The sequence below is a fragment of the Streptococcus sp. HMSC072D07 genome, from assembly GCF_001814835.1.
Lineage (GTDB): Bacteria > Bacillota > Bacilli > Lactobacillales > Streptococcaceae > Streptococcus.
Genome location: NZ_KV818036.1, coordinates 279652 through 301499 on the forward strand (window position 1 = coordinate 279652; position 21848 = coordinate 301499).

The 21848-nt window shown below is 40.5% G+C and carries 23 protein-coding genes; 3 read left to right on the forward strand and 20 right to left on the reverse strand.

Annotated features, from left to right (window positions below; genetic code table 11):
* Positions 1 to 65: 65 nt before the first annotated feature.
* From HMPREF2991_RS02165 to HMPREF2991_RS02255, 19 genes are all read right to left on the reverse strand, one after another.
* On the reverse strand, positions 66 to 881 hold the full coding sequence (locus HMPREF2991_RS02165; RefSeq protein ID WP_070569025.1) for an endonuclease/exonuclease/phosphatase family protein: 816 nt from the start codon (positions 879 to 881) through the stop codon (positions 66 to 68).
* A gap of 51 nt (positions 882 to 932) precedes the next feature.
* The gene (locus tag HMPREF2991_RS02170) at positions 933 to 3119 is read right to left on the reverse strand and encodes a PTS transporter subunit IIBC (protein WP_083303900.1); all 2187 of its coding nucleotides are present in this window, start codon (positions 3117 to 3119) and stop codon (positions 933 to 935) included.
* Positions 3120 to 3338: 219 nt separating this feature from the next.
* Positions 3339 to 4265, reverse strand: a complete 927-nt coding sequence (ftsX, locus tag HMPREF2991_RS02175; protein WP_070569217.1) for a permease-like cell division protein FtsX — start codon at positions 4263 to 4265, stop codon at positions 3339 to 3341.
* Positions 4258 to 4950, reverse strand: coding sequence for a cell division ATP-binding protein FtsE (gene ftsE, locus HMPREF2991_RS02180; RefSeq protein ID WP_000022275.1), 693 nt, complete (start codon positions 4948 to 4950; stop codon positions 4258 to 4260). The genes ftsX and ftsE overlap by 8 nt, the downstream gene beginning before the upstream one ends.
* 17 nt (positions 4951 to 4967) lie before the next feature.
* Positions 4968 to 6063, reverse strand: a protein-coding gene (gene prfB, locus HMPREF2991_RS02185) for a peptide chain release factor 2 (RefSeq protein WP_239682731.1) whose coding sequence is annotated in 2 segments (ribosomal slippage) — positions 4968 to 5990 and positions 5992 to 6063 — 1095 coding nt in all. Because the reading frame shifts where the segments join, the coding sequence is not laid out codon by codon here.
* Positions 6064 to 6173: 110 nt separating this feature from the next.
* Positions 6174 to 6830, reverse strand: coding sequence for a CBS domain-containing protein (locus HMPREF2991_RS02190; RefSeq protein ID WP_000268643.1), 657 nt, complete (start codon positions 6828 to 6830; stop codon positions 6174 to 6176).
* 155 nt (positions 6831 to 6985) lie between these two features.
* Positions 6986 to 8413, reverse strand: a complete 1428-nt coding sequence (locus HMPREF2991_RS02195; RefSeq protein ID WP_000041470.1) for a cytosine permease — start codon at positions 8411 to 8413, stop codon at positions 6986 to 6988.
* Between the two features lies 1 nt (position 8414).
* Entirely contained in the window at positions 8415 to 8600 is a 186-nt protein-coding gene (locus tag HMPREF2991_RS02200; RefSeq protein WP_049490314.1) for a hypothetical protein, read from the reverse strand.
* A 1-nt stretch (position 8601) separates the two neighbouring features.
* A complete protein-coding gene (locus tag HMPREF2991_RS02205; RefSeq protein WP_070683340.1) occupies positions 8602 to 10380 on the reverse strand; it encodes a phosphotransferase in 1779 nt (592 codons plus the stop codon).
* A gap of 353 nt (positions 10381 to 10733) precedes the next feature.
* Positions 10734 to 11444 (reverse strand): ABC transporter ATP-binding protein, encoded by a 711-nt coding sequence (locus HMPREF2991_RS02210; RefSeq protein ID WP_000062204.1) that lies wholly within the window; start codon positions 11442 to 11444, stop codon positions 10734 to 10736.
* A complete protein-coding gene (locus tag HMPREF2991_RS02215; RefSeq protein WP_049490316.1) occupies positions 11444 to 12208 on the reverse strand; it encodes an ABC transporter ATP-binding protein in 765 nt (254 codons plus the stop codon). The genes HMPREF2991_RS02210 and HMPREF2991_RS02215 overlap by 1 nt, the downstream gene beginning before the upstream one ends.
* A complete protein-coding gene (locus HMPREF2991_RS02220) occupies positions 12208 to 13164 on the reverse strand; it encodes a branched-chain amino acid ABC transporter permease (RefSeq protein ID WP_000856262.1) in 957 nt (318 codons plus the stop codon). The genes HMPREF2991_RS02215 and HMPREF2991_RS02220 overlap by 1 nt, the downstream gene beginning before the upstream one ends.
* Positions 13165 to 13167: 3 nt before the next feature.
* Positions 13168 to 14037 carry a branched-chain amino acid ABC transporter permease gene (locus HMPREF2991_RS02225; RefSeq protein ID WP_000941413.1) on the reverse strand — a complete coding sequence of 290 codons (870 nt, stop codon included), beginning with the start codon at positions 14035 to 14037 and terminating at the stop codon, positions 13168 to 13170.
* 119 nt (positions 14038 to 14156) lie between these two features.
* Positions 14157 to 15317, reverse strand: a complete 1161-nt coding sequence (locus HMPREF2991_RS02230) for an ABC transporter substrate-binding protein (RefSeq protein ID WP_000726128.1) — start codon at positions 15315 to 15317, stop codon at positions 14157 to 14159.
* A gap of 88 nt (positions 15318 to 15405) precedes the next feature.
* Entirely contained in the window at positions 15406 to 15675 is a 270-nt protein-coding gene (locus HMPREF2991_RS02235; RefSeq protein WP_070569032.1) for a YlbG family protein, read from the reverse strand.
* A gap of 78 nt (positions 15676 to 15753) precedes the next feature.
* Entirely contained in the window at positions 15754 to 16344 is a 591-nt protein-coding gene (clpP, locus tag HMPREF2991_RS02240; RefSeq protein ID WP_000613467.1) for an ATP-dependent Clp protease proteolytic subunit ClpP, read from the reverse strand.
* 172 nt (positions 16345 to 16516) lie between these two features.
* A complete protein-coding gene (gene upp, locus HMPREF2991_RS02245; protein WP_000515974.1) occupies positions 16517 to 17146 on the reverse strand; it encodes a uracil phosphoribosyltransferase in 630 nt (209 codons plus the stop codon).
* 88 nt (positions 17147 to 17234) lie between these two features.
* The gene (locus HMPREF2991_RS02250; protein WP_000136994.1) at positions 17235 to 17702 is read right to left on the reverse strand and encodes a deoxycytidylate deaminase; all 468 of its coding nucleotides are present in this window, start codon (positions 17700 to 17702) and stop codon (positions 17235 to 17237) included.
* 18 nt (positions 17703 to 17720) lie between these two features.
* Entirely contained in the window at positions 17721 to 18278 is a 558-nt protein-coding gene (locus HMPREF2991_RS02255) for a TetR/AcrR family transcriptional regulator (protein ID WP_000003897.1), read from the reverse strand.
* A gap of 124 nt (positions 18279 to 18402) precedes the next feature.
* Between HMPREF2991_RS02255 and HMPREF2991_RS02260 the strand changes: the two genes are divergently transcribed.
* From HMPREF2991_RS02260 to HMPREF2991_RS02270, 3 genes are read left to right on the forward strand one after another with little or no spacing between them, the layout of a single operon-like run.
* On the forward strand, positions 18403 to 19248 hold the full coding sequence (locus HMPREF2991_RS02260) for a DegV family protein (protein ID WP_000219947.1): 846 nt from the start codon (positions 18403 to 18405) through the stop codon (positions 19246 to 19248).
* Positions 19249 to 19305: 57 nt separating this feature from the next.
* Positions 19306 to 20487, forward strand: coding sequence for an aminoacetone oxidase (locus tag HMPREF2991_RS02265; protein WP_070569035.1), 1182 nt, complete (start codon positions 19306 to 19308; stop codon positions 20485 to 20487).
* A 13-nt stretch (positions 20488 to 20500) separates the two neighbouring features.
* Positions 20501 to 21022 carry a DUF1697 domain-containing protein gene (locus HMPREF2991_RS02270; RefSeq protein ID WP_042767777.1) on the forward strand — a complete coding sequence of 174 codons (522 nt, stop codon included), beginning with the start codon at positions 20501 to 20503 and terminating at the stop codon, positions 21020 to 21022.
* Between the two features lie 44 nt (positions 21023 to 21066).
* Here HMPREF2991_RS02270 and HMPREF2991_RS02275 read toward each other — a convergent pair whose 3' ends face one another.
* Positions 21067 to 21807 (reverse strand): MerR family transcriptional regulator, encoded by a 741-nt coding sequence (locus tag HMPREF2991_RS02275; RefSeq protein WP_070569036.1) that lies wholly within the window; start codon positions 21805 to 21807, stop codon positions 21067 to 21069.
* Positions 21808 to 21848: the final 41 nt, after the last annotated feature.

Here is a 21848-nt window from a genome sequence, read left to right on the forward strand (position 1 = left end):
CTCAGTTCTGTAGTAAAGATTCAAGTAGCTTAAAAGGTTGGAACCTCTGATTCCAACCTCTTTCATTATTTCCAGGTCAATACAGCATTCAAACCATAATGATCACTGACTTGTGGACTATTGTGGCCATCAAAAACTACTTGTAAACTCTCTACTTCTAACTCTTTGGTCGTAAAGACGTAGTCGATTCGTAGCGGTTCAGTATTGCCTTTCCAACCATCAATTTCTGGTGGAACGGTATAGCTACCACTTCTTTCTTTCGCAACTTCAAACGCGTCTTGTAATCCTAATGGGCTAGCTAAAATCGCTTGATAGCCTTCCTGACCAGCTGGATTATTAAAATCACCTGCTAAAATCAGAGGTTTGTTCAACTCTTTTAGTACAGCCTCAAATCGTGCCCACTCTTCTTGGAAACCTTTATCCCACCAAGAGAGATGAACGCTTGCAAGAGCAAGTTCCTTACCTTCAACCTCTGTCTCAGCCAAGGCAACACGGCGAGTATGGTAGTCCGTTGGATCATCTACATCTGATACTAAAATCTCACGCGCCTTAATAGGTGTTTTGGATAAGATGGCTACGCCTTCATGGTAGCGGTCATAGCCAACATGATTGTAAGCCCAAGTCCAGTAGTAGTTTTTCCCTTTCTCAGACAATTTTTCAACCAGAAGTCGGACATAGTGGTCCTGATGAATGGGTTCTGCTGATGGTAAAGCTTGATAGTGATTGTTAACCTCTACCTCAGGCGAAGTCATTTCTTGATTGATTTCTTGGAAACAAATCAAATCATAATCCTTATCAAGAATGTCTTGGAGTAAGATTTGGAATTTTTCCTCTGCTTCCTTCTCCATCCAACTGTGGGTATTGAGTGTTAGAAATTTCATGCTTTTCTCCTAAAACAAGAGGTTGGAAAACAGCTTCCAACCCCAAGTATATTACAATTCTACTTTAGCAACTGCTGTTTTAGCTGCAAGAGAACCTGTTTGTTCTAATTTAACTGATTTAAGGACATCACCATTTGTGAAGACAACCACTGTTGATGTTTTGCGTCCTGCTTCTCGAATAGCATCTAAGTCAGCTGTGACAAGAAGATCACCAGCAACCACTTTTTGTCCTTCAGAGACATGAACAGTAAATGGTTTTCCTTCAAGACTTACTGTATCCAAACCAATATGAACAAGCACTTCAAGACCTGAGTCAGTGACAAGACCAAGAGCGTGTTTTGTTGGGAAGATACTTGATACAGTACCAGTAACTGGAGATACAATGTTACCATTTGCTGGCTCTACTGCAAATCCATCACCCATCATTTTTTGAGCAAAAACTGGATCTTCCACTTGTTCCAAAGCAACAACTTGACCGTCAGCTACTGAGTAAACTTCCTCAGTTACACCTTTGAAATGGACAGTATTTTGTTGAGTTTCTGTCATTTGACTTGGAAGTGTTTCAGGAATTACTTCCCCTGAGTCAAGGATATCTTGGATATCAGATTTCAATACGTCAGCTTTTGGTCCGTAGATAGCTTGGACACCTTGTCCTTTCATGACAAGACCCATAGCTCCTTCTGCTTTCCATTGTTCCTCAGTACCAACGCGATCTGCATCTTTAACAGTTACACGAAGACGAGTCATACATGCATCCACATCTACGATATTTGCACGACCACCAAGAAGGTTAATGATGTTTACGGCTTGAGAAGCTGCTGCAACTTTTGGAGTTCCAGGAGCTACTTCTTCTGATGCTCCTTCAGCTGTTTCGTAGTTTCCGTTACGTCCTGGAGTTGCGTAGTTGAATTTCTTGATCATGAAGTTGGCAATGAAGTACATGATAACCGCAAAGAGAACAGTTACCCAGATAAAGTTAACGATATCCATACCAATACCAGCATTAATTGCCAATGGTGTACGAGTCAAGAATTCAATTGAACCGAATGAGTGGACACGAAGGTGAACAATATCTGCCATAGCAAAGGCAGCACCTTGAACTACTGAATAAACAAGGTAAAGCGGTGTTGCGATGAACATGAACATATACTCGATAGGTTCAGTAACCCCTGTCAAGAATGTTGCAAGGGCTGTCGCAATCATCATACCCTTGTATTGGTGTTTCTTGTCAGCATCAACATTGCGGTAGATAGCAACGATGACACCCATCAAGATACCAAATGAACCGATCATTTGTCCAACTTTGAAACGAGCTGGAGTGACTGTTGTAAGAAGGTGTTGGTATTGGTCAGCATTTGAACCTTTAAGGTTAACAAGGTCAGTTACCCATGCAAGCCAAAGTGGATCTTGACCAAATACTTGTGTTCCTTTTGCAGCACCAGTTAACACTTCGTATGTTCCACCAAGAGCTGTATAGTTCATTGGGATAGTCAACATGTGGTGAAGACCGAATGGCAAGAGCAAACGTTCCAAAGTACCATACAAGAATGGTGCAAGAACTGGAGCAGTTTCTTGTGAGTTGGCAATCCAAATACCAAAGTTGTTGATACCTGTTTGAACTACTGGCCAAAAGGCAGCAAGTAGAATTGCAGCAATAGTTGAACGAAGAATAACGACGAATGGTACGAAACGTTTACCATTGAAGAATGAAAGGGCATCAGGAAGTTTACGGAAGTTGTAGTATTTGTTATAAGCTGTTGCCCCAACAAAACCAGAGATAATCCCTACGAAAACCCCCATGTTAAGCGCTGGTGCCTCAAGAACGCTGATAAAGTAGTCAGCAACCTTGATTGAACCACCAAAGAAGGTAGTAACCATTGCTTCAGGGTTTTTCAACATATCACCTGTAACACCGAAGATAGTACCTGTAATACGGTTAATCAAGATAAAGGCAAGTCCGGCTGCAAATGCACCACCTGCACGTTCTTTTGCCCAGCTTCCCCCAATAGCAAGGGCAAACAAGATATGAAGGTTACCGATAACCCCCCAACCAATTTGCTCAAGGATTCCACCTGTAATCACTAGAGGAGCAAGGTTTGGGTCGATCATCACGATTGATTTACCGATTGAGATCATCAATCCCGCCGCTGGCATAACGGCGATAACCACCATTAAAGCCTTACCGAATTTTTGCCAAAATTCGAAAGACAAGACATTTTTGAATGTAGCTTTCATCATTCAAATCTCCTTTATTTTATTTAGGCAAACGTTTTACGAAAACGTTTGCATTTGGTTATGTATTAATTATACCACTTTTATTTTTTTTGTAAAGGCTTTTATAAAAAAATTGTCTATTTTTTTAAATTTTTAAAAAGGAAAAAGAGAAGTTTACAAAAACTTCTCTTTTAAATATGTATTATTTTTCTGATTTGTACTGCAATTTGCATTTAAATCCAACTAGATCTTCAAGAATCGACGCATCGAAATTCCTGAACCAATTGAACCAATGAAAATTCCGATTATAAATAATAGGACTGTCATCAGAGGAATAAACACATCTGGTGTAATCATTGACAAGTTTTGACCTACCAAGGATTTATTGACCGATTGATAGACCATATTGTAAACAAAGAAAACAAGAACAGAAGGGATCGCTGCACCAAGCAAGCCAATAAAAGCTCCTTCTAGCAAGAATGGACCACGGATATAGCCATTTCTCGCTCCTACCAGACGCATGATCTGAATCTCACGACTACGTGAAATAATGGTGATACGGATGGTATTGGAAATAAGGAAGACTGCGATAAAAATCAAAAGCCCTGCAATAACCAATCCCCAAACACGGATAAAGGAAGCTAGTTCAAAAAGTCGTTGAGTGTTGGCTCCACCATCTTGAACCTCTGATACTCCCTCAATTTTCTTAGCTTCTTCAGCTACCGTTTTAACATCACTCGGAGAATTTGTATCAACGATATAAGCATCATAGAGAGGGTTTGCATCCCCTTCAAAGACCTTCCAATCGTCACCCATTGTTTCCGTCAGTTTTTCGTACTGTTCTTCTTTACTTGAGAAGGTAACACTCTTAACAGCAGGTATAGCTTTCAAAGCATCATAGACCTTGTGGTAGTCATTGTTGGTAACTGTCTGACCTTCTTTTACAATCGTCTCACTGTTATCAGCTACATCTTTACGAATGTATACCATGACCCGAACGTTGTTTTCAATATCGGTAGCCAGTTTCGCTGTATTAAAAATTACAGATGCAAACAGGGCAACGAGTGTTAAGGTAATCATAACCGAACTTACTGCTGCTACTGTCATCCAGCCATTTCGTTTTAAACTTTTTAATGATTCAAATAAATGGCGAAAAAATCTACTAATCATCGTATCCATATTCTCCTTTAGCTTCGTCACGAACGACACGGCCATTTTCAATGGCAATGACACGGTGGCGCAAGGTATTTACAATCTGGCTATTGTGAGTCGCCATCAAAACAGTAGTACCTTGGAGATTGATGCGTTCCAACAGATTCATAATTTCCCATGAATTATCTGGGTCCAAGTTTCCTGTTGGCTCATCGGCAATCAATACCTTAGGATTGTTGACAATCGCGCGAGCAATCGCAATCCGTTGCTGCTCTCCACCTGAGAGTTCATTAGGGAAAGAGCGAACCTTATGTTTCAAACCAACCAGGTCCAATACTTCCATAACACGTTTTTTGATGTTGCGACGGCTCTCACCGATTACTTCCATTGCATAGGCAATATTCTCATAAACAGTCTTCTTAGGCAAGAGTTTGTAATCCTGAAAGACTACCCCGACACTACGACGTAGCAGTGGGACATCTTTCTTCTTAATTTTAACTAAATTAAAGCCTGCAACTGTTAGGCTTCCTTTTTCGATCTTTACTTCTCGGTATAAAGCTCGAATAAAGGTTGACTTACCTGCCCCAGAAGGTCCTACGATATAGGCAAACTCTCCTGGTTCAATGGTAACAGATACACCTCGCAGGGCAGTCGTTCCATTGTCATACTTTTTGACAACATCTCTCATTTCAATGATTGACATATGAGTTCCTTTCTATCTTAGCTGATTCGCCACTTAAGGTAGGCATCGATGAAACCATCAAGGTCTCCATCCATCACCTTATCTACCTGAGCAACTTCAAAGCTTGTACGGTGATCTTTTACCATAGTATAAGGCGTGAAAACATATGAACGGATTTGGCTTCCCCATGTGATTTCTTTTTTCTCACCTTTAAGGGAATCAACTTCCGCAGCTTTCTTTTCTTGCTCCATTTGATAGAGCTTAGCCTGCAACATCTTCATGGCACGATCTCTATTTCCATACTGGGTACGATCGACCGTTGATTGGACGACAGTTCCCGTAGGAATGTGTGTCAAACGCACACCTGTTGAAACCTTATTGACGTTCTGTCCACCAGCACCACCTGAACGGAAGGTATCCATTTTGATATCATCTTCACGAATCTCCACTTCGATGGTATCATCCAACTCAGGCATAACCTCTACGGATGTAAATGAAGTATGGCGACGTTTGGCAGAGTCAAATGGCGAAATACGGACCAAACGGTGAACACCCATTTCTGATTTAAGTAGGCCATAAGCATTAGGTCCTTCAAAAGACAAGGTAACAGACTTGATACCTGCTTCATCACCAGCCTGGTAATCCAAGACTTCTACTTTAAAGCCTTTGGCATTTCCATAACGAGTATACATACGAAGCAACATATCGCCCCAGTCCTGTGCCTCAGTACCACCAGATCCTGGATGGATTTCCAAGATTGCATTATTATGGTCATAAGGTTCTGACAAGAGAAGGGTCATCTCGTAGCTGGTCATCATCTTATCCAATTCCGTCAACTGTTCGACCAGTTCATCATGGACTGACTCGTCTTCTGCTAAAAAGTCCAATAAAATCTCAACTTCATCCTGCAACTCTTCCATTTTACGGAAGGTGTTGTAGGTGTTTTTTAATTCATTCAATTCTTGCGACGTTTTTTGGGCCGCGATATTATCGTTCCAAAAATCAGGTTCTGTCATCTTGTTTTCCAAGATGGCAATCTCTTCCTCTAAGCCTTCGAGGTCAAAGAGACCCCCTAAAAGAAGATAATTTTTCACGATTTGCGTCAATTTTTTGACGAATTTCTGAAATGTCCATAGATACTCCTTTTCATATCGTTTTATTATACCATAATCTCTCATTTCTTTCCATATTTTGCTTTTCACCGCTTTTGATGACAGAAGAAAAGAGGCTCTAAAGCCTCTGGTTTAAAGGACTTTGGCAGAGGTATGAGTGATCTCCTCCACTTGAATTCCTTCTTTTTCAAACTTATCCTTTAATGCAGTCAAATCGATTTTTCCATCAATTTGAACTTCGATGACAACCTTGCCATCCTTACGTGGAATATTAACAGTATGGGAAATATTTAAATCCTCTTCTACAATTAGAGCTACAATTTTTCCCAGTACTCCGACTTCATTTTCTGTAATGAAACGAACGCGAATCCCCTCTTCTCCGTATCCAGCGATTTCCAAGAAAGCCTGAAAAACATCGCGGTCTGTAATGACGCCGTAGACCTGATGATTGTCTACGACTGGTAATATCCCAATTTTATTTTTCAGCATCAGGTAGGTCGCATCTTCTAGACTAGCATAGCCAGAAACAGTCACGACATCTCGAATCATTACATCTTTTACTTTGGTTTTATTCAGAAGATAATTCATCTCGTAGATAGAGAGACTGGTTGCTTTAGATGGGCTGGCTTCCGCAATGGTTCCTTCTGTTACTAATCCGACTAATTGATCGTTTTCGATAACAGGTAAACGGTGCAAACCTTGCTCGCGCATCAAATCTGCTGCGTGTGCTACAGTCGTATCTGGACTGATATAAACTACCTTACGGGTCATGAAATCTTTAACTGCCATGAGACTTCTCCTTCTATATTATTGCTACTTTTATTATACACTTTCTTAGAAAATCTATCAAACGCTTTCATCTCTTTTTCAAGATTTTGAATAATCTGAGAAGTTTGCATAAAATGCCAGTGTAAGTTAAAAGGGAACCGTAGTCCCCTCTCTTCTTAAATCGTAATAGTGTCTCGATCTTTTATCATATAACGTTTTAGAGGGCTAAGACTAGCTAACCAGTATAGTAGACCGCCAAATAGCGCAGTAAATCCGCTACCCGTTGTGATTAAAAATATTGGACTTTGAATTTGTGCAGTTACAGGGTTGTAGACAAAAAGTACCGCTACCAATAAGGAGATAAATACGCAAGACAAGCCAACTAAGTTAAATCCTTTAGTAAACTCGTAGGCGTCATGCCCTTCAAGGAAATAGGCTGAACGCAAGTCGAGTTTTCGTTTTCTTAAGATAAAATAGTCGACAACAATCATACCAATAATTGGCCCCTGAATATAGGCAGCTAGGGAGATGAAGGATCCGAAATACTCTTCTACTCCTCCCCAGATAGTGAGTAGACTCACGTAAACCATGGCAATCCAAACCATTAGTTTATAGCTTACTTTGGGCATCCCACTTTTGACAATCATACAGTTCACGTATGATCCTGTTCCCTGGGTTCCAATATTGGCAAAGGCTACTAGTAGTAGACTTAAGAGAGCAAAGGCTGGGGTGCTTAGAGTTGATAGCATGGTTGTTGGATCACTTTCATACACGCCTGTTTTGACAAACATGGCTAGAGCCATGACTCCACCTGTCGCAACGAAGAATGGAGCCACAACTCCGTATGATAAGGCTGTAGCCCAATAACCACTGCGTTCTGATTTTGCCAAACGTGGCAAGACCAATGCTTGTGTAGACCAAGAGAAGGCAAAGGCAACATTTCCTTCTCCGGAGAGCATGAAGCGTTCTAATGGCGTTAAATCTCCTTGAGTGGCAGGCTGGATATTCATAATATCCGTTATAGGAACGGCGACAAAGCAGATTCCAACGATAATCAGACCGACAATCAATAAGGCGATAACCAAGAAGCGATTGGTCCATTTAATCACTTCTGGGCCTCCAAGAGCAATGAGAGTTCCAAGCAGAACACAGAGGGTACCAAGAATAGGCGCCCATACTCCCTTGTCCAAACCAAGACCAAAATTATTTGCCAAATGGATCATGGAACTAGCAAAAAGATTGGCCGCAACAGCATACCATCCAAAGTTAGCCAAGCTAATAATGGTTGATAACAGGGCTACACCTCTTTTTCCTAGAACAGCTCTCAACCAAATCCACAAATCAATTCCATACTTAACCGCAAACAAAATAGGAAGACATTCAATAAAGACCCAGATAATGTTAAAGCTAAAAATATTTATCAACATTTGATTAAAGGTCAAATATTGAGCTACATAGGCTCCTTGGGTATAACACCAAGTAGCAATGGCAAAACCACTTGTCGATAGAAAGAGATCCCAGAAAGAATACTGACGATCCTTATTGGTCATGGGAACAATTCCGGTTATGGTTTCTTGTTGGATATAGTCATTCATTTTAGACATGTTATTGAATTCCTCCCGTCATTGCTAAGATAATCAAAATAAGGTTGATTAGGACTATGGAGATGATTAAAATGAAATCACTTTTTAGGAAGGGTTGAACAAACTCGTAGTTTGGTGACTCCATTTCTTCCAATCTTCTCTTTGTTTCAGTTGCTACTAAATCTTCAATTTCGGATGTCGTTTTCATCTCAGTTCTCCTCCAAATACAAGTCAAGGGCCAGTTGTCCATATTGTTTGGTATAGCGATACCAGATGTAGAGAAACTCACCGACTGGTTTTCCGACACTCTCCTGGAACAAAGCCCACAAGAACCAATAATATGAGGTTACTGCTACATAAGCCAAATAGTGACGTTCGGTTTTCTTATCTGGTACTTCTTGTAGATACAATTCCAGTACTTTTTCAGCATCTGCTACAGTATAATTGGAACACGCGATAAAGGTCCCCAAATCTCCTGCTGGCTCTCCCATTCCAGAATATTCCCAATCAATCAAGCTCATTTCGCCTGCTTCATTTAACAAAAAATTAGGACTATAGGAATCTCCATGACAAAGGACAACCTGTTTGGGATCATTCTGTAAATGATTTTTGAGAAGTGAAACAGTTTCATCCAATTCCTCAAGGCCATCAAATTCAAATCGATTTCTAGCTTTCAATTTTTCTCTAAAATCAATAATTCCCTCAAACTGGTCAAAGGAATGTTCCGTTTTTTCTCCAGATTGGTGTAACCGTCTCAGGAGGTCCATTGCTTGTGCCACATCATCCCAATTATCATAATCCAGTTGCTTAGCATTGGGAATAAATTCTGAAATTTTCCAGCCCTCATCCTTGTTCATAGCTACGAAGGTACGGTCAATCTTTAATTTTGCAGCAATTTCCAAAGAAGCTGCTTCACTAGCTCGGTCGATATAATTTTCCGTTCCCCTGCCCGGATGACGGTAAACATATCTTTTTCCTAGACAGTCAAATGAAAATGATGTGTTGGTTAACCCATCTTTTAGAGGTTTGATATTGACAATATCTGAAGCCACACACTTTAATGTCTTACAGATATTATCGATAATAGCTGAGTCTGCATTTACCAAATAACGTTCATCAAATTGACGGAGTTCATCTAGAGAGTCGAATTCTTTAACAATATCCGCTGAATAGTGGCGGGCTTCTAAAAGGAGTTCCTTGACATGCCGACTATAATAATCCTCCCAAAGCTGTTCCCGATAAGGTTCGTGCTTAAACTCGTTTTCTAAAATTTCCTTGAATTTCTCACTAAATGCACGGTCGAAATAAACGTGCCCCACCATAGCCCAAGTATTTTCTCCACCAATCTGGATATCAATGATGGTGCGATTCGAATCCTCTATAGCACAATATTCGTCCGTTTGACCTTCTGCAAATATCGTCGAGTAGTAACCTCTATAAATATATTGCTCAAAAGGATTTTCCACAAAATAATTATCTGATGAACAAATATACGTGTTGGAAAGTTGATTTTTAACCAACATAAGAGACGAACAGTTATTATATTTGTAGTAATCATTATTTACTACAATTTTTATACCAAACTTCTCTGCAAGATAGAACATTTTTTCTTGTAGGTAGCCTACAATAACAGTTATATCTTCTATTCCTGCTTCTTGCAACTGTCTGATTTCCCTCTCAATCAAGCGTTCCCCCTTGACTTGAAGCAATCCTTTTGGAATCTCATAAGACAAAGGAGCAAAACGACTACTCATGCCAGCAGCCATTATAATGGCATTTTCTACTCGATAGGGTTCTAAAACTTTTTGGCCTAGTTCAGTTAAGTGAAGTTCCTCATCAAGCCACTTCTCTTCTTTCAGTTTTTTCAATAATGTGTTGATTGTTCCTAAAGATAGGTCTAACTCTTCAGCTAACTGTCGCTGAGTAAATGTCTTTTCTTTATGTATCAACATAAAACGCAAAAGTTTAAATTGTTTTTCTGTTACCATTCTCAGTCCTCCTGTTCAATTTTTTCTTACCCATATTATAATATGAACAAAAATGACTGTCAATTCAAATAGGGAAAGAATGAGTAAAAATTAAGGCCTTATTCCCTTTCCTCAAAAACATATAAATAAAAGAGCTCCTTATTCAGGAGCCCTGAAATATTTTATATTTTTGATAAGTAGTCGTATTAGGTTTCGCTTGATTGCAATCCTTATCTGCCGACTAAAAAGGTCCCCCAGACTATAGAGAGATTGCGTGCGCAATCCTTATCTGCCGACTAAAAAGGTCCCCCGGACTATAGAGGGATTGCGTGCGCAATCCTTATCTACCGACTAAAAAGGTCCCCGGGACCTTTTTAGCCACCTAGATATGCTTTTCTGACTTCATCTGATGCTGCGAGTTCTTTTCCTGTTCCTGATAGGACGATCTTGCCTGTTTCAAGTACATAACCTCGGTCAGAGATAGCAAGGGCCTTGTTAGCGTTCTGTTCAATTAGGAGAACCGTTGTTCCTTGCTTCTGAATATCTTGAATGATATCGAAAATTTCTTGGATAAAGATCGGGGCAAGTCCCATTGACGGCTCATCCAAGAGAAGGAGCTTAGGTGTAGACATGAGAGCGCGTCCCATAGCCAGCATCTGCTGTTCACCACCTGAAAGAGTTGCCGCATCTTGGTTTTTACGCTCTTCAAGACGTGGGAAGCGTGAGAAAACTTTTTTCAAGTTAGCTTGATTTTCTTCACGATTTTTCTTTAAAAAGGCTCCCATTTCTAAGTTTTCCATAACAGTCAAACCTGGGAAAACATGGCGTCCCTCAGGGACTTGTGAAAGGCCACCTGCCACGATTTTTTGTGCAGGCAACTTTTGAATTTCTTTTCCCAAAAACTCAATTTTACCAGCACTTGGACGAACCAAACCTGAAAGGGTACGAAGAATGGTTGTTTTACCGGCACCATTGGCACCGATAAGGGAAACAACTTCACCTTCATTAACCTCGAAACTTACATCACGAACTGCTTGGATCATACCGTAATGCACAGAGAGGTTTTCAACTTTTAACATAGACATCAGGCTTCACCTCCTAGATAAGCTTCGATAACGCGTTTGTTGTTCTTGATCTCATCCGGAGTCCCATGAGCAATCAAACGACCATATTCAAGAACATAGATACGCTCAGTGACTTCCATAACCAAATTCATGTCATGTTCGATGAGCATGATGGTAATTTTAAATTCATCTTTGATACGACGGATCAATTCTGTCAATTCAGCTGTTTCTTGTGGATTCATACCAGCTGCAGGTTCATCCAAAAAGAGGATTTTAGGTTCAGTTGCCAGAGCACGAACGATTTCTAATCGACGTTGTTGGCCATAGGCAAGATTCTTCGCAAGAGTATCTGCGTCGCCATCCAAATCAAAAATCTTCAGCAAGTCCAAAGCTTTGCTTTTTAATTCTTCCTCATTCTTATAAAAAGCTGGTAGACGTAGAAAGCTCGCAAGGACATGTTGTTTATGATGATTACTAAATGCAATCAAAACATTTTCCAAAACTGTCAATTCCTTGAACAAACGAATATTTTGGAAAGTACGACTGAGACCAAGTGAGGCAATCTTATAGGGAGTTTTCCCATTTAGGAGATGTCCATCTAGTGTCACAGTACCTTCGCTTGGTTCATAAACGCCGGTCAAGAGATTGAAAAGGGTTGTTTTACCAGCCCCGTTTGGTCCAATCAGACCAACCAATTCTCCCTCGTTCAATTCAAGAGTGACATCTCCAACAGCTGTTAGACCGCCAAAATGTTTGGTTAACTGTTTAACTTCAAGTAATGCCATTAGTTTTGTCCCTCCTTCTTCGATTTTTTAAAGAAACGTGATAGACTCAATTCCCATGTCCCAAGAAGTCCACCTGGTCTGAAAATCATGACCAATACAAGAGCCAAAGCGTAGATAATCATACGTACGCTTGCTACATCCTGAAGGAGCATATTTAAAATTCCTAAAACAATCGCTGAAACGATGGTACCAGTAATGGATCCAAGTCCACCAAATACAACGATAATCAACACGTTGATGGAATTAATAAAGGTGTAATCTTTTGGGACAACAGATCCGATAAAACCAGCCTGAAGTGAACCAGCAATACTTGCTGTAATGGCTCCAAAGACAAAAGCGATAATCTTGATCTTTGTGGTGTTTACCCCAACAGACTCTGCAGCAATCTCATCCTCACGAACAGATAGAGTAGAGCGTCCAATTGGACTACGTAAGAAATTGAGAGTTGCAATAGTTGTGATCACCACAAATAGATAAACCATTTGCCAGTTGGTAAAGTTTGGAATACCCAAGATACCAGCAGCACCGTTGGTCAAACTACCACCATTAATGATAAAGATACGAATGATTTCTGAAACACCTAGTGTCGCAACAGCCAGGTAGTCACCCTTTAAACGAAGCGTTGGAATCCCAACGAGCAAAGCGACTGCACCAGAAATCAAAGCGCCCAAGACCATCGCTCCAAAGAAGGCACCATAGGTTGGTGATTTTGAACCAATAATCGCTGCTGCATAAGCCCCAATCGCCATAAAACCTGCATGACCAAGTGAGAATTGTCCTGAAAAACCAACGATTAAGTTCAAGCCTACTGCAAGGATGATATTAATCCCAATTTGTTCTAAAATTTGGACATGGAATAGATTAAGAACACCAGCAGAAACCAGTACACTAATCAATCCATAACCCGCTAACAGAAGGAATAACCAGAGAATATTTACTTTAAGATTTGTCTTCATTGTTTACACCTTCTCTTTCACATTCTTACCAAGGATACCTGCAGGTCGAACAATCAGAATCAAAAGCAAGATTCCATATACGATGGCATCACGGAAATCAGACATACCGAAGGCAGTAGCAAATGTTTCCAACAAGCCAATCACAAATCCTCCTAGAGCTGCACCAGGGATAATCCCGATACCACCGAGTACGGCCGCAACGAATGATTTTAGACCTGGAGTCACACCCATCAAAGGTTCAAGAGAGTTGTAGTAAAGGGCAATGAGGACACCTGCTGCACCAGCAAGGGCTGAACCCAAAGCAAAGGTAAAGCTGATTGTACGATTTACATTAATTCCCATTAATTGAGCTGCGTCACTATCAACTGATACCGCACGCATGGCTTTCCCCATTTTTGTTTTTTGGACGATCAATTGCAATAAAACCATCAAGAGTACAGAAACTGCTAAAATCATCAATTGAACATTTGTCAAGCTAATTGGTCCCAAGTCAAAGCGGACTGTTTCAATTGCTTGAGGGAAGGCACGAGTATTAGCACCTACTAAATAAACCATTCCGTATTCCAGTAGGAAAGACACTCCGATGGCAGTAATCAATACAGCAATACGTGTAGAGTGTCGTAAAGGACGGTAGGCAAGAAACTCAATCACAACACCAAGCAATGCGGTCCCTGCCATTGAAATAATTAAAGCTAAAAAGAAATCCATTTGGAAAGAATTAATCAAAAAGTAACCAATAAAGGCACCCATCATGTATATATCGCCATGGGCGAAGTTGATGAGTTTGATAATTCCATAAACCATGGTATAACCCAGAGCCAAAAGTGCATAAACACTACCCAGAATTAGACCATTCACAAGTTGTTGGAGCATAGCATTCACTCTTTTCTATCCTTATTTTTTAGAAAATTTCATTATTTTCACAAGTTCATAAACACCGAAACAGGGAGTGAGTCAAAGGCTCATTCCCCATTTCAATTACTATTCTAATGTTATGGTTTTACAACTTCTGCTTCTTCAACTTTACCATTGTTCATGGTCATCATGTAAGCAGTTTTCACTGTATTGTGGTCAGCATCAAAGCTTGTTTGACCAGTTACACCATCAAAATCTTTGGTTTTAGCAAGGTTGTCTTTGATCTCACCTGAGTTTTTAGCACCTTTTGCAGCATTTGCTACTAGGTAAACTGAGTCATAGGCCAAAGCTGAGAATGTTGAAGGCTCTTCGTTGTATTTAGCACGGTATGCTTCAAGGAAAGCTTTAGCTTTTGCAGAAACATCAACTGTTGTTGAGAATCCAGAGATGAAGTAAATGTTTGATGCTCTTTCAGCAGTTGCTTGTTGAACAAATTCTTCACCGTTAAACCCATCACCACCAATGATTGGCTTATCAATTCCCATACCACGAGCTTGGTTTACAATTTTACCAGCTTCTGTGTAGTAACCTGGAACTACGATAGCGTCAAACTCTTTGTCTTTCATTTTAGTAAGGGCTGCTTGGAAGTCAGTATCACCTGCTACAAACGTTTCATCTGCTACAATCTCACCCTTGTAGGCTTCGCGGAAAGATTTAGCAATACCTTTAGCATAGTCACTAGCGTTGTCAGTATAAAGAACAACCTTCTTAGCATTCAATTTGTTTGTTACATAGTTAGAAATAATCTTCCCTTGGAAGCTATCTTGGAATGTTCCGATAAATAGGTAATCTTGACCTTTAGTCAAACCGTCTTGAGTAGCACTTGGTGAAATCAATGGCACTCCAGCTTTAGTAGCGTTAGCTACAGCTGCAGCAGTTGCACCAGATGTCGCAGGTCCTACAATAGCTGCTACTTTTGATTGGGTAACAAGGTTTGTAGTAACAGAAGCTGCTTCAGCAGTTTCTGACTTGTTGTCTTTGTCTACAACTTCGATTTGTTTTCCATCAATTCCACCTGCAGCGTTGATTTCGTCTACAGCAAGTTGGGCACCCTTTTGTTCAGCTGTACCATAAGCTGCCACAGCACCTGTCTCTTCAAAGTTAAAACCGATTTTAATTGTTTTTTCGTCTACTGGATTTCCAGTTGTGTTTGACGCTCCTGACTTGACCTCTCCACAGGCAGCAAGAAGAGCCACACTAGCAAGAGCCACAAAAGATAGGGCAAATTTTTTCTTCATTTTTAATCTCCTTATAGTTGTTTCAAAAATTGTATGTTAAGAATATACCGAATTATCAGAAAATTGTCAATGTATTTGTTTAACTTTTTTAAATGATAACGTTTTCTTCAGTCCGATAGAGATTCCCAACGAAGGGAGTTTCTAGCTCTTGAATATGGCAACGTCTAATTTTCTTGATATATCTTTCCTTAGCTAATCTCTCAACCAAGTCATCTAGCTCCTCAGTTGGAACATAGAGCTGCAAGTAACGATGTTTTTTGGAATGGTAACAGATATCACCGTATTCCTGAAGTTTTTTTGCATCTCGATTATAGTAGAGATAGATGATTAATCCTGATCGATTTGTTTTTTCAAACATGAGGAGTCCTCTTTCTAAGAAATCTTCCCCTATTATACCAAAAAAAGCAAACTCCGTCGAGTTTACTTTCTAGGTTGCTTAACTTAACGAATTGTTGGCCATGATTTCATCAATAAAGCCATATTCAAGCGTTTCTTGGGCACTCATCCAGTAATCACGTTCTGCATCTGCATGAATTTGCTCGACTGATTTACCAGAGTTATCTGCAAGGATTTGCTCCAAAGTCTTACGAGTTTTGAGCAAGTGCTCTGCAGCGATTGCCATATCTGTCTGTTGGGTACCACCACCTGTACCACCCATTGGTTGGTGAATCATGTACTCTGCATTTGGAAGCATGAAACGTTTGCCTTTTGCGCCACTTGATGCAATGACAGTCCCCATGGATGCAGCCATCCCCATAACGATTGTTTGGACATCCGCCTTGATAAAGTTCATTGTATCAACGATTGCCAAACCAGCTGAAACAGAGCCCCCAGGTGTATTGACATAAAGGTAAATATCTTTTGTGCTGTCTTGGGCATCCAAGAAGAGTAATTGGGCGATAACGGAGTTGGCCATGTTGTCTTCAACTGGACCTGTTAGCATGATGATGCGGTCTTTCAGAAGACGAGAGTAAATATCATAGGAACGTTCTCCACGGCTTGTTTGTTCAATAACTACAGGAATCATTCATTTCTCCTTTTATGTTGAATTTTCTTAGTCTTACGACTCAATACAGAACTATTATATCTTTTTGGTCAAAAAAGGTCAAATTTTTGCTCTATTCTCTAAACAGAAACAAAAACTCAACCTCCTTTCAAGTCAAAAACGAACTTCTAATTTCAGTATTTACTTTGGAATTTTATTTAGTACCGAACAAGCGGTCTCCAGCATCTCCAAGACCTGGAACGATATAACCGTGTTCGTTCAAGCGTTCATCCAAAGCTGCTGTAAAGATCTCTACATCTGGGTGTGCTTCTTGAAGAGCTTTCACACCTTCTGGAGCAGATACTAGGCAGACAAACTTGATATTTGAAGCGCCTCGTTTTTTAAGGGAATCTACTGCCAAGATTGCTGAGCCACCTGTTGCCAACATTGGATCAACGACAAAGATTTGACGTTGGTCAATATCCTCAGGCAATTTCACCAAGTATTCAACTGGTTGAAGGGTTTCTTCATCACGGTACATACCGATGTGTCCAACTTTGGCTGCTGGAACCAAGCTCAAGAGGCCATCTACCATCCCGATACCTGCACGCAAGATTGGGACAATCGCCAATTTTTTCCCAGCCAATTGTTTTTGAACGGTCTTTGTGATAGGTGTTTCGATTTCCACATCTTCAAGTGGAAGATCACGAAGTACTTCATATCCCATCAACATTGCAATCTCGTCTACTAGTTCACGAAAAGCTTTTGTAGAAGTATCTGTACGACGCAAGATTGACAATTTGTGTTGAATGAGTGGATGATTAATGACTTCAATTTTTCCCATTTTCTGAATTCCTTCTTTCAATTTATTCTTCTTATTATATCAAAAAACGGTTTAAAAAGCTTTCTAAACCATTTATTTTTATTAATTTTTAAATCAAATCTGCCTCTTGAAGAGCCGTCTGAACAGTCTCTAATGGTAAATGGGTTAACTCGGTGCCTTTTTCTTGATAAAGGTACTGGGCATAGTCATCCATTCGGTACTGGTTGATATAAACCACGCGCTTGCAACCAACTTGTAGCAGTTGTTTGGTGCAGTTCAGACAAGGGAAATGGGTCACATAGGCTGTAAATCCTCTGGGAACCCCTCGCTCAGCCCCTTGGAGAATAGCATTGACCTCGGCGTGAAGGGTTCGAACACAGTGACCTTCAATGACCAGACATTCGTGGTCAATACAGTGCTCCGTTCCTGATACGGAACCATTGTAGCCTGTTGAAATGACTTTATTGTCCTTAACGAGGACAGCTCCCACCTTGGCACGTTTGCAGGTCGAACGATTGGCAATCAGTAAAGCCTGGGCTGCAAAGTACTCATCCCAAGCCAGTCTTTTTTCTGTCATAAGTCTTCTCCTTATCCCCTATTTTTTGAAAAATGGCAAGCGTAAATCTGCAATCTTTTCAGCTGGAACCTTCATGCCATCCTTGATCCATTTGAGCAGAACCGATACGATGGCAGAGCTCCAAAAGGAATGAAGGTAGCTACTGACACCTTTTGATTTCCCGTGGTATTTTTCTAGAAATTCCTGCATGGCTTGGACAAAAATCTTTTCCAAATGATAGTCCAGAGCAAGTTGGATAACCTTGGCTTCTTTCTTGGCTGCTCGAAAAAGGTGAACCCATACTAGATAAAGGTCGGTTTTGACATCGTAGTGGCTCAGCTGTTCCATAATGTTATGGACACTGCGTTTAAAGACACTTTCCAAAATCTCTTCTTTGGAGTCATAGTTACGATAGAAGGCGGCACGAGAGACGCCCGCACGTTTGACCAGCTCCGAAATACTGATCTTGGCCAAGTCTTTTTTCTCTAGAAGTTGCAAAAGAGCCGTCTCGATTGCTTCTCTGGTTAAAAAATTGGATTCTTGATTTGATTTTCTGAGATTTTCAAGAGATTTTTCAGATATTTTACGTTCAGACATAACAATTTCTTTCTACTTGTGACAACAGAGAGGTGGTACTTTTGTTTCAAGGGCTTTCATGATATAATTGTAAAAAAAGACAGAACCTTTGTCAATGTATAAGTGACAAAGATGGAGAATTTCTATGACTTGGAAGATTGTAGCTGACTCTGGTTGTGATTATCGTCAACTGGCAACTCCTGCTATTGATACGGAATTTGTTAGTGTTCCTTTAACCATTCAAGTAGCTGATCAGGTCTTTATCGATGATGCCAATCTTGACATTGACCACATGATGGAAACCATGTATGCGACTTCTGAGGCTTCAAAATCAGCTTGTCCTAGCCCTGATGATTACTTGCGAGCATTTGAAGGTGCTAAGCATATCTTTGTCGTTACTATCACTGGTACTCTTTCAGGTAGCCATAATAGTGCACAGCTCGCTAAGAATATCTATCTGGAAGAACACCCTGACACTCAGATTCATGTGATCGATACATTGTCTGCAGGTGGTGAGGTTGACTTGATTGTCGAGAAAATCAATAGCTTGATTGATCAAGGACTTTCTTATGAGGAAATTGTTGAAGCTATTACAGCCTACCAAGAAAAAACGAAGTTGCTTTTTGTACTCGCTAAGGTTGATAACTTGGTAAAAAATGGTCGTTTAAGCAAGCTGATCGGTACAGTTGTCGGTCTTCTCAACATCCGTATGGTTGGGGAAGCAAGTGAAACTGGAACCCTAGAACTACTCCAAAAAGCGCGTGGACCAAAAAAATCCCTTCAAGCAGCCTATGAAGAACTCATCAAGGCTGGCTACGCTGGTGGCCGTATCGTCATGGCTCATCGCAGCAATGAAAAATTCTGTCAGCAATTGTCAGAACGCTTGCTGGAAACCTTCCCACAAGCGGATATCAAAATCATCCCGACATCTGGTCTCTGCAGTTTCTATGCAGAAGATGGCGGTTTGTTGATGGGATATGAAATCAACTAAGATTATGAGCAACAAGAGATGTCAAGCATCTCTTGTTTTTTGTGGTACAATAGAGCTATGAAACATTTTGATACTATTGTCATTGGTGGAGGACCTGCAGGTATGATGGCTACCATTTCCAGTAGCTTTTATGGTCAGAAAACTCTACTCATCGAAAAAAATCGAAAACTTGGGAAAAAATTAGCTGGAACGGGCGGTGGTCGTTGTAATGTGACCAACAATGGAACTTTAGATGACCTATTAGCTGGCATCCCTGGTAACGGGCGGTTTCTTTACAGTGTCTTCTCCCAGTTTGATAACCATGATATCATCAACTTTTTTACGGAAAATGGTGTTAAACTCAAGGTCGAGGACCACGGACGCGTCTTTCCTGCTAGTGACAAGTCTCGGACTATTATCGAGACACTAGAAAAGAAAATCACTGAACTCGGTGGTCAAGTTGCTACTCAAACAGAAATTGTTTCGGTTAAAAAGATAGACGACCAGTTTGTCCTTAAGTCCGCAGACCAAACCTTCACTTGTAATAAACTGATTGTTACAACTGGTGGTAAATCCTATCCTTCTACTGGTTCTACTGGTTTTGGGCATGAGATCGCCCGCCATTTTAAACATACCATTACTGAGCTTGAAGCTGCTGAGAGCCCATTGTTGACTGATTTTCCACACAAAGCGCTTCAAGGGATTTCACTAGACGATGTGACCTTAAGCTATGGTAAGCATGTCATCACTCACGATCTGCTCTTTACCCACTTTGGTTTGTCAGGTCCTGCTGCCCTACGCATGTCTAGCTTTGTCAAGGGAGGTGAAGTCCTTTCTTTGGATGTCTTACCTCAACTTTCTGAAAAGGACTTGGTGGCATTTCTAGAAGAAAACCGTGAAAAATCCTTGAAAAATGCTTTAAAAACTTTGCTTCCAGAACGCTTGGCAGAATTTTTGGTGCAAGGCTATCCTGAAAAAGTCAAACAACTGACTGAAAAGGAACGCGAACAACTTCTCCAGTCCATCAAGGCTCTCAAAATCCCTGTAACTGGAAAAATGTCTCTTGCCAAGTCCTTTGTCACCAAAGGCGGTGTCAGTCTCAAGGAAATCAATCCCAAAACCCTCGAAAGTAAGCTAGTCCCTGGCCTCCACTTTGCTGGCGAGGTACTGGATATCAACGCCCACACGGGTGGCTTTAACATCACTTCTGCCCTCTGCACCGGCTGGGTGGCAGGCTCCAATCCAATAAATACCAAATAAGAAAGGAAGTCCTTTGGAACATATTATTTTACTAAGAGGCGTTACTCCTAATGGAAAAAATGCTATCCCGAAAATGTCTTATTTGGTAGATATTTTGACAGAAGCTGGTTTTCAACACGTTCGAACCTATATTCAAAGTGGGAATATCATTCTTGAGAGTGACTCAGATTTAGAAGAAATACGAGAACGCGTTCATACTTTGATAAAGGAAAAAATTGGGGCCGACTTAAAAATGGTTATCAAGAATAAGAACGATTTTGAAAAGATTGTTCATGAGAATCCATTTAAAGAAGACTACCTTCATGATCGTGTGCATGTAATTCTTTATCAAGGACTTATCCAAAGTCTGCCACTAGAAAAATTGAAAACTGACTACGGCGAGGAAGAAATCTGTGTAGGCGATTACTGTCTCTACCTCTATCTTCCTAGAACTGCAAAACAAAAAAAGCTCAATACCAACTATCTTGAAAAATTGTTTGGCGTGGTTCTGACCATGCGAAAGTTAAACGTAGTTGAAAAACTATTAACCAAATAGTACTTGAAACCAGAAAAAATCAGCAGAGGTAACTCCGCTGATTTTTATTTTGTCTGTGTCCGAACGTAAGCAGCAATGACATCTGATGTGTATTGAGCTGTTCCAGGTCCAAATTTGTCAATGTTTTCCTTAAACTCTGGGTTGTAGACGTATCCTTTACCGATATGGCCGAAGACTTCAATAGAGCAGTCAAATCCATAAGTACGAATAGCTTGCCAGAGTTTAGCTGCCTCTTCTTGGTTTTCAGCTGCTGTTGCAGGCAGACCATCTTGAAGATTTTGAGCCAAGGCTTGAAAGACTTGGTTAAAGGCGGCCGTAGACTCGTCTTCGCGACCTTTTTGGCGCTCAAGAGCTTGGTCCATGACTTCTTGTCCATATTTCTCTACCGCCTCTTGGTGGTATTTTTGATGATCTTGATAGCTAAATCCAGTGAATTTTTCCTCAATCGTCATTTTTATTTCTCCTTTTTGTTCTTGAATGGTTTTTTGCAAGGTGGAAATCAAGGTATCCAGATGTTGCCTTTCTCGAGTTAGATAGTCCAACTGCCTAGTCAAATGGGGCAATAAATCTGATGATTCTCCTTTTAACAGCTCTGCTATTTTATCTAAAGAAAAGCCTAGATATTTATAATACAGAATGACCTGAAGGCGTTCCAAATCCTCTTGACTGTAGGTTCGATAGCCGTTTTCCGACTTTAAGGGGACCAAGAGTCCTATCTTATCGTAGTGGTGCAGGGTCTTGACAGAGACTCCTGAAAGCTGCGCAGCTTCTTTTATATGGTACATGATTTCCTCCTTATACTCAATGAAAATCAAAGAGCAAACTA

What these genes read in the sequence shown, in the direction of transcription:
- HMPREF2991_RS02165 (WP_070569025.1), bottom strand. Translation starts at nt 881, where the DNA reads ATGAAATTTCTAACACTCAATACCCACAGTTGGATGGAGAAGGAAGCA.
- HMPREF2991_RS02170 (WP_083303900.1), bottom strand. Translation starts at nt 3,119, where the DNA reads ATGATGAAAGCTACATTCAAAAATGTCTTGTCTTTCGAATTTTGGCAA.
- ftsX (WP_070569217.1), bottom strand. Translation starts at nt 4,265, where the DNA reads ATGATTAGTAGATTTTTTCGCCATTTATTTGAATCATTAAAAAGTTTA.
- ftsE (WP_000022275.1), bottom strand. Translation starts at nt 4,950, where the DNA reads ATGTCAATCATTGAAATGAGAGATGTTGTCAAAAAGTATGACAATGGA.
- HMPREF2991_RS02190 (WP_000268643.1), bottom strand. Translation starts at nt 6,830, where the DNA reads ATGGCAGTTAAAGATTTCATGACCCGTAAGGTAGTTTATATCAGTCCA.
- HMPREF2991_RS02195 (WP_000041470.1), bottom strand. Translation starts at nt 8,413, where the DNA reads ATGTCTAAAATGAATGACTATATCCAACAAGAAACCATAACCGGAATT.
- HMPREF2991_RS02200 (WP_049490314.1), bottom strand. Translation starts at nt 8,600, where the DNA reads ATGAAAACGACATCCGAAATTGAAGATTTAGTAGCAACTGAAACAAAG.
- HMPREF2991_RS02205 (WP_070683340.1), bottom strand. Translation starts at nt 10,380, where the DNA reads ATGGTAACAGAAAAACAATTTAAACTTTTGCGTTTTATGTTGATACAT.
- HMPREF2991_RS02210 (WP_000062204.1), bottom strand. Translation starts at nt 11,444, where the DNA reads ATGTCTATGTTAAAAGTTGAAAACCTCTCTGTGCATTACGGTATGATC.
- HMPREF2991_RS02215 (WP_049490316.1), bottom strand. Translation starts at nt 12,208, where the DNA reads ATGGCATTACTTGAAGTTAAACAGTTAACCAAACATTTTGGCGGTCTA.
- HMPREF2991_RS02220 (WP_000856262.1), bottom strand. Translation starts at nt 13,164, where the DNA reads ATGAAGACAAATCTTAAAGTAAATATTCTCTGGTTATTCCTTCTGTTA.
- HMPREF2991_RS02225 (WP_000941413.1), bottom strand. Translation starts at nt 14,037, where the DNA reads ATGCTCCAACAACTTGTGAATGGTCTAATTCTGGGTAGTGTTTATGCA.
- HMPREF2991_RS02230 (WP_000726128.1), bottom strand. Translation starts at nt 15,317, where the DNA reads ATGAAGAAAAAATTTGCCCTATCTTTTGTGGCTCTTGCTAGTGTGGCT.
- HMPREF2991_RS02235 (WP_070569032.1), bottom strand. Translation starts at nt 15,675, where the DNA reads ATGTTTGAAAAAACAAATCGATCAGGATTAATCATCTATCTCTACTAT.
- clpP (WP_000613467.1), bottom strand. Translation starts at nt 16,344, where the DNA reads ATGATTCCTGTAGTTATTGAACAAACAAGCCGTGGAGAACGTTCCTAT.
- upp (WP_000515974.1), bottom strand. Translation starts at nt 17,146, where the DNA reads ATGGGAAAAATTGAAGTCATTAATCATCCACTCATTCAACACAAATTG.
- HMPREF2991_RS02250 (WP_000136994.1), bottom strand. Translation starts at nt 17,702, where the DNA reads ATGACAGAAAAAAGACTGGCTTGGGATGAGTACTTTGCAGCCCAGGCT.
- HMPREF2991_RS02255 (WP_000003897.1), bottom strand. Translation starts at nt 18,278, where the DNA reads ATGTCTGAACGTAAAATATCTGAAAAATCTCTTGAAAATCTCAGAAAA.
- HMPREF2991_RS02260 (WP_000219947.1), top strand. Translation starts at nt 18,403, where the DNA reads ATGACTTGGAAGATTGTAGCTGACTCTGGTTGTGATTATCGTCAACTG.
- HMPREF2991_RS02265 (WP_070569035.1), top strand. Translation starts at nt 19,306, where the DNA reads ATGAAACATTTTGATACTATTGTCATTGGTGGAGGACCTGCAGGTATG.
- HMPREF2991_RS02275 (WP_070569036.1), bottom strand. Translation starts at nt 21,807, where the DNA reads ATGTACCATATAAAAGAAGCTGCGCAGCTTTCAGGAGTCTCTGTCAAG.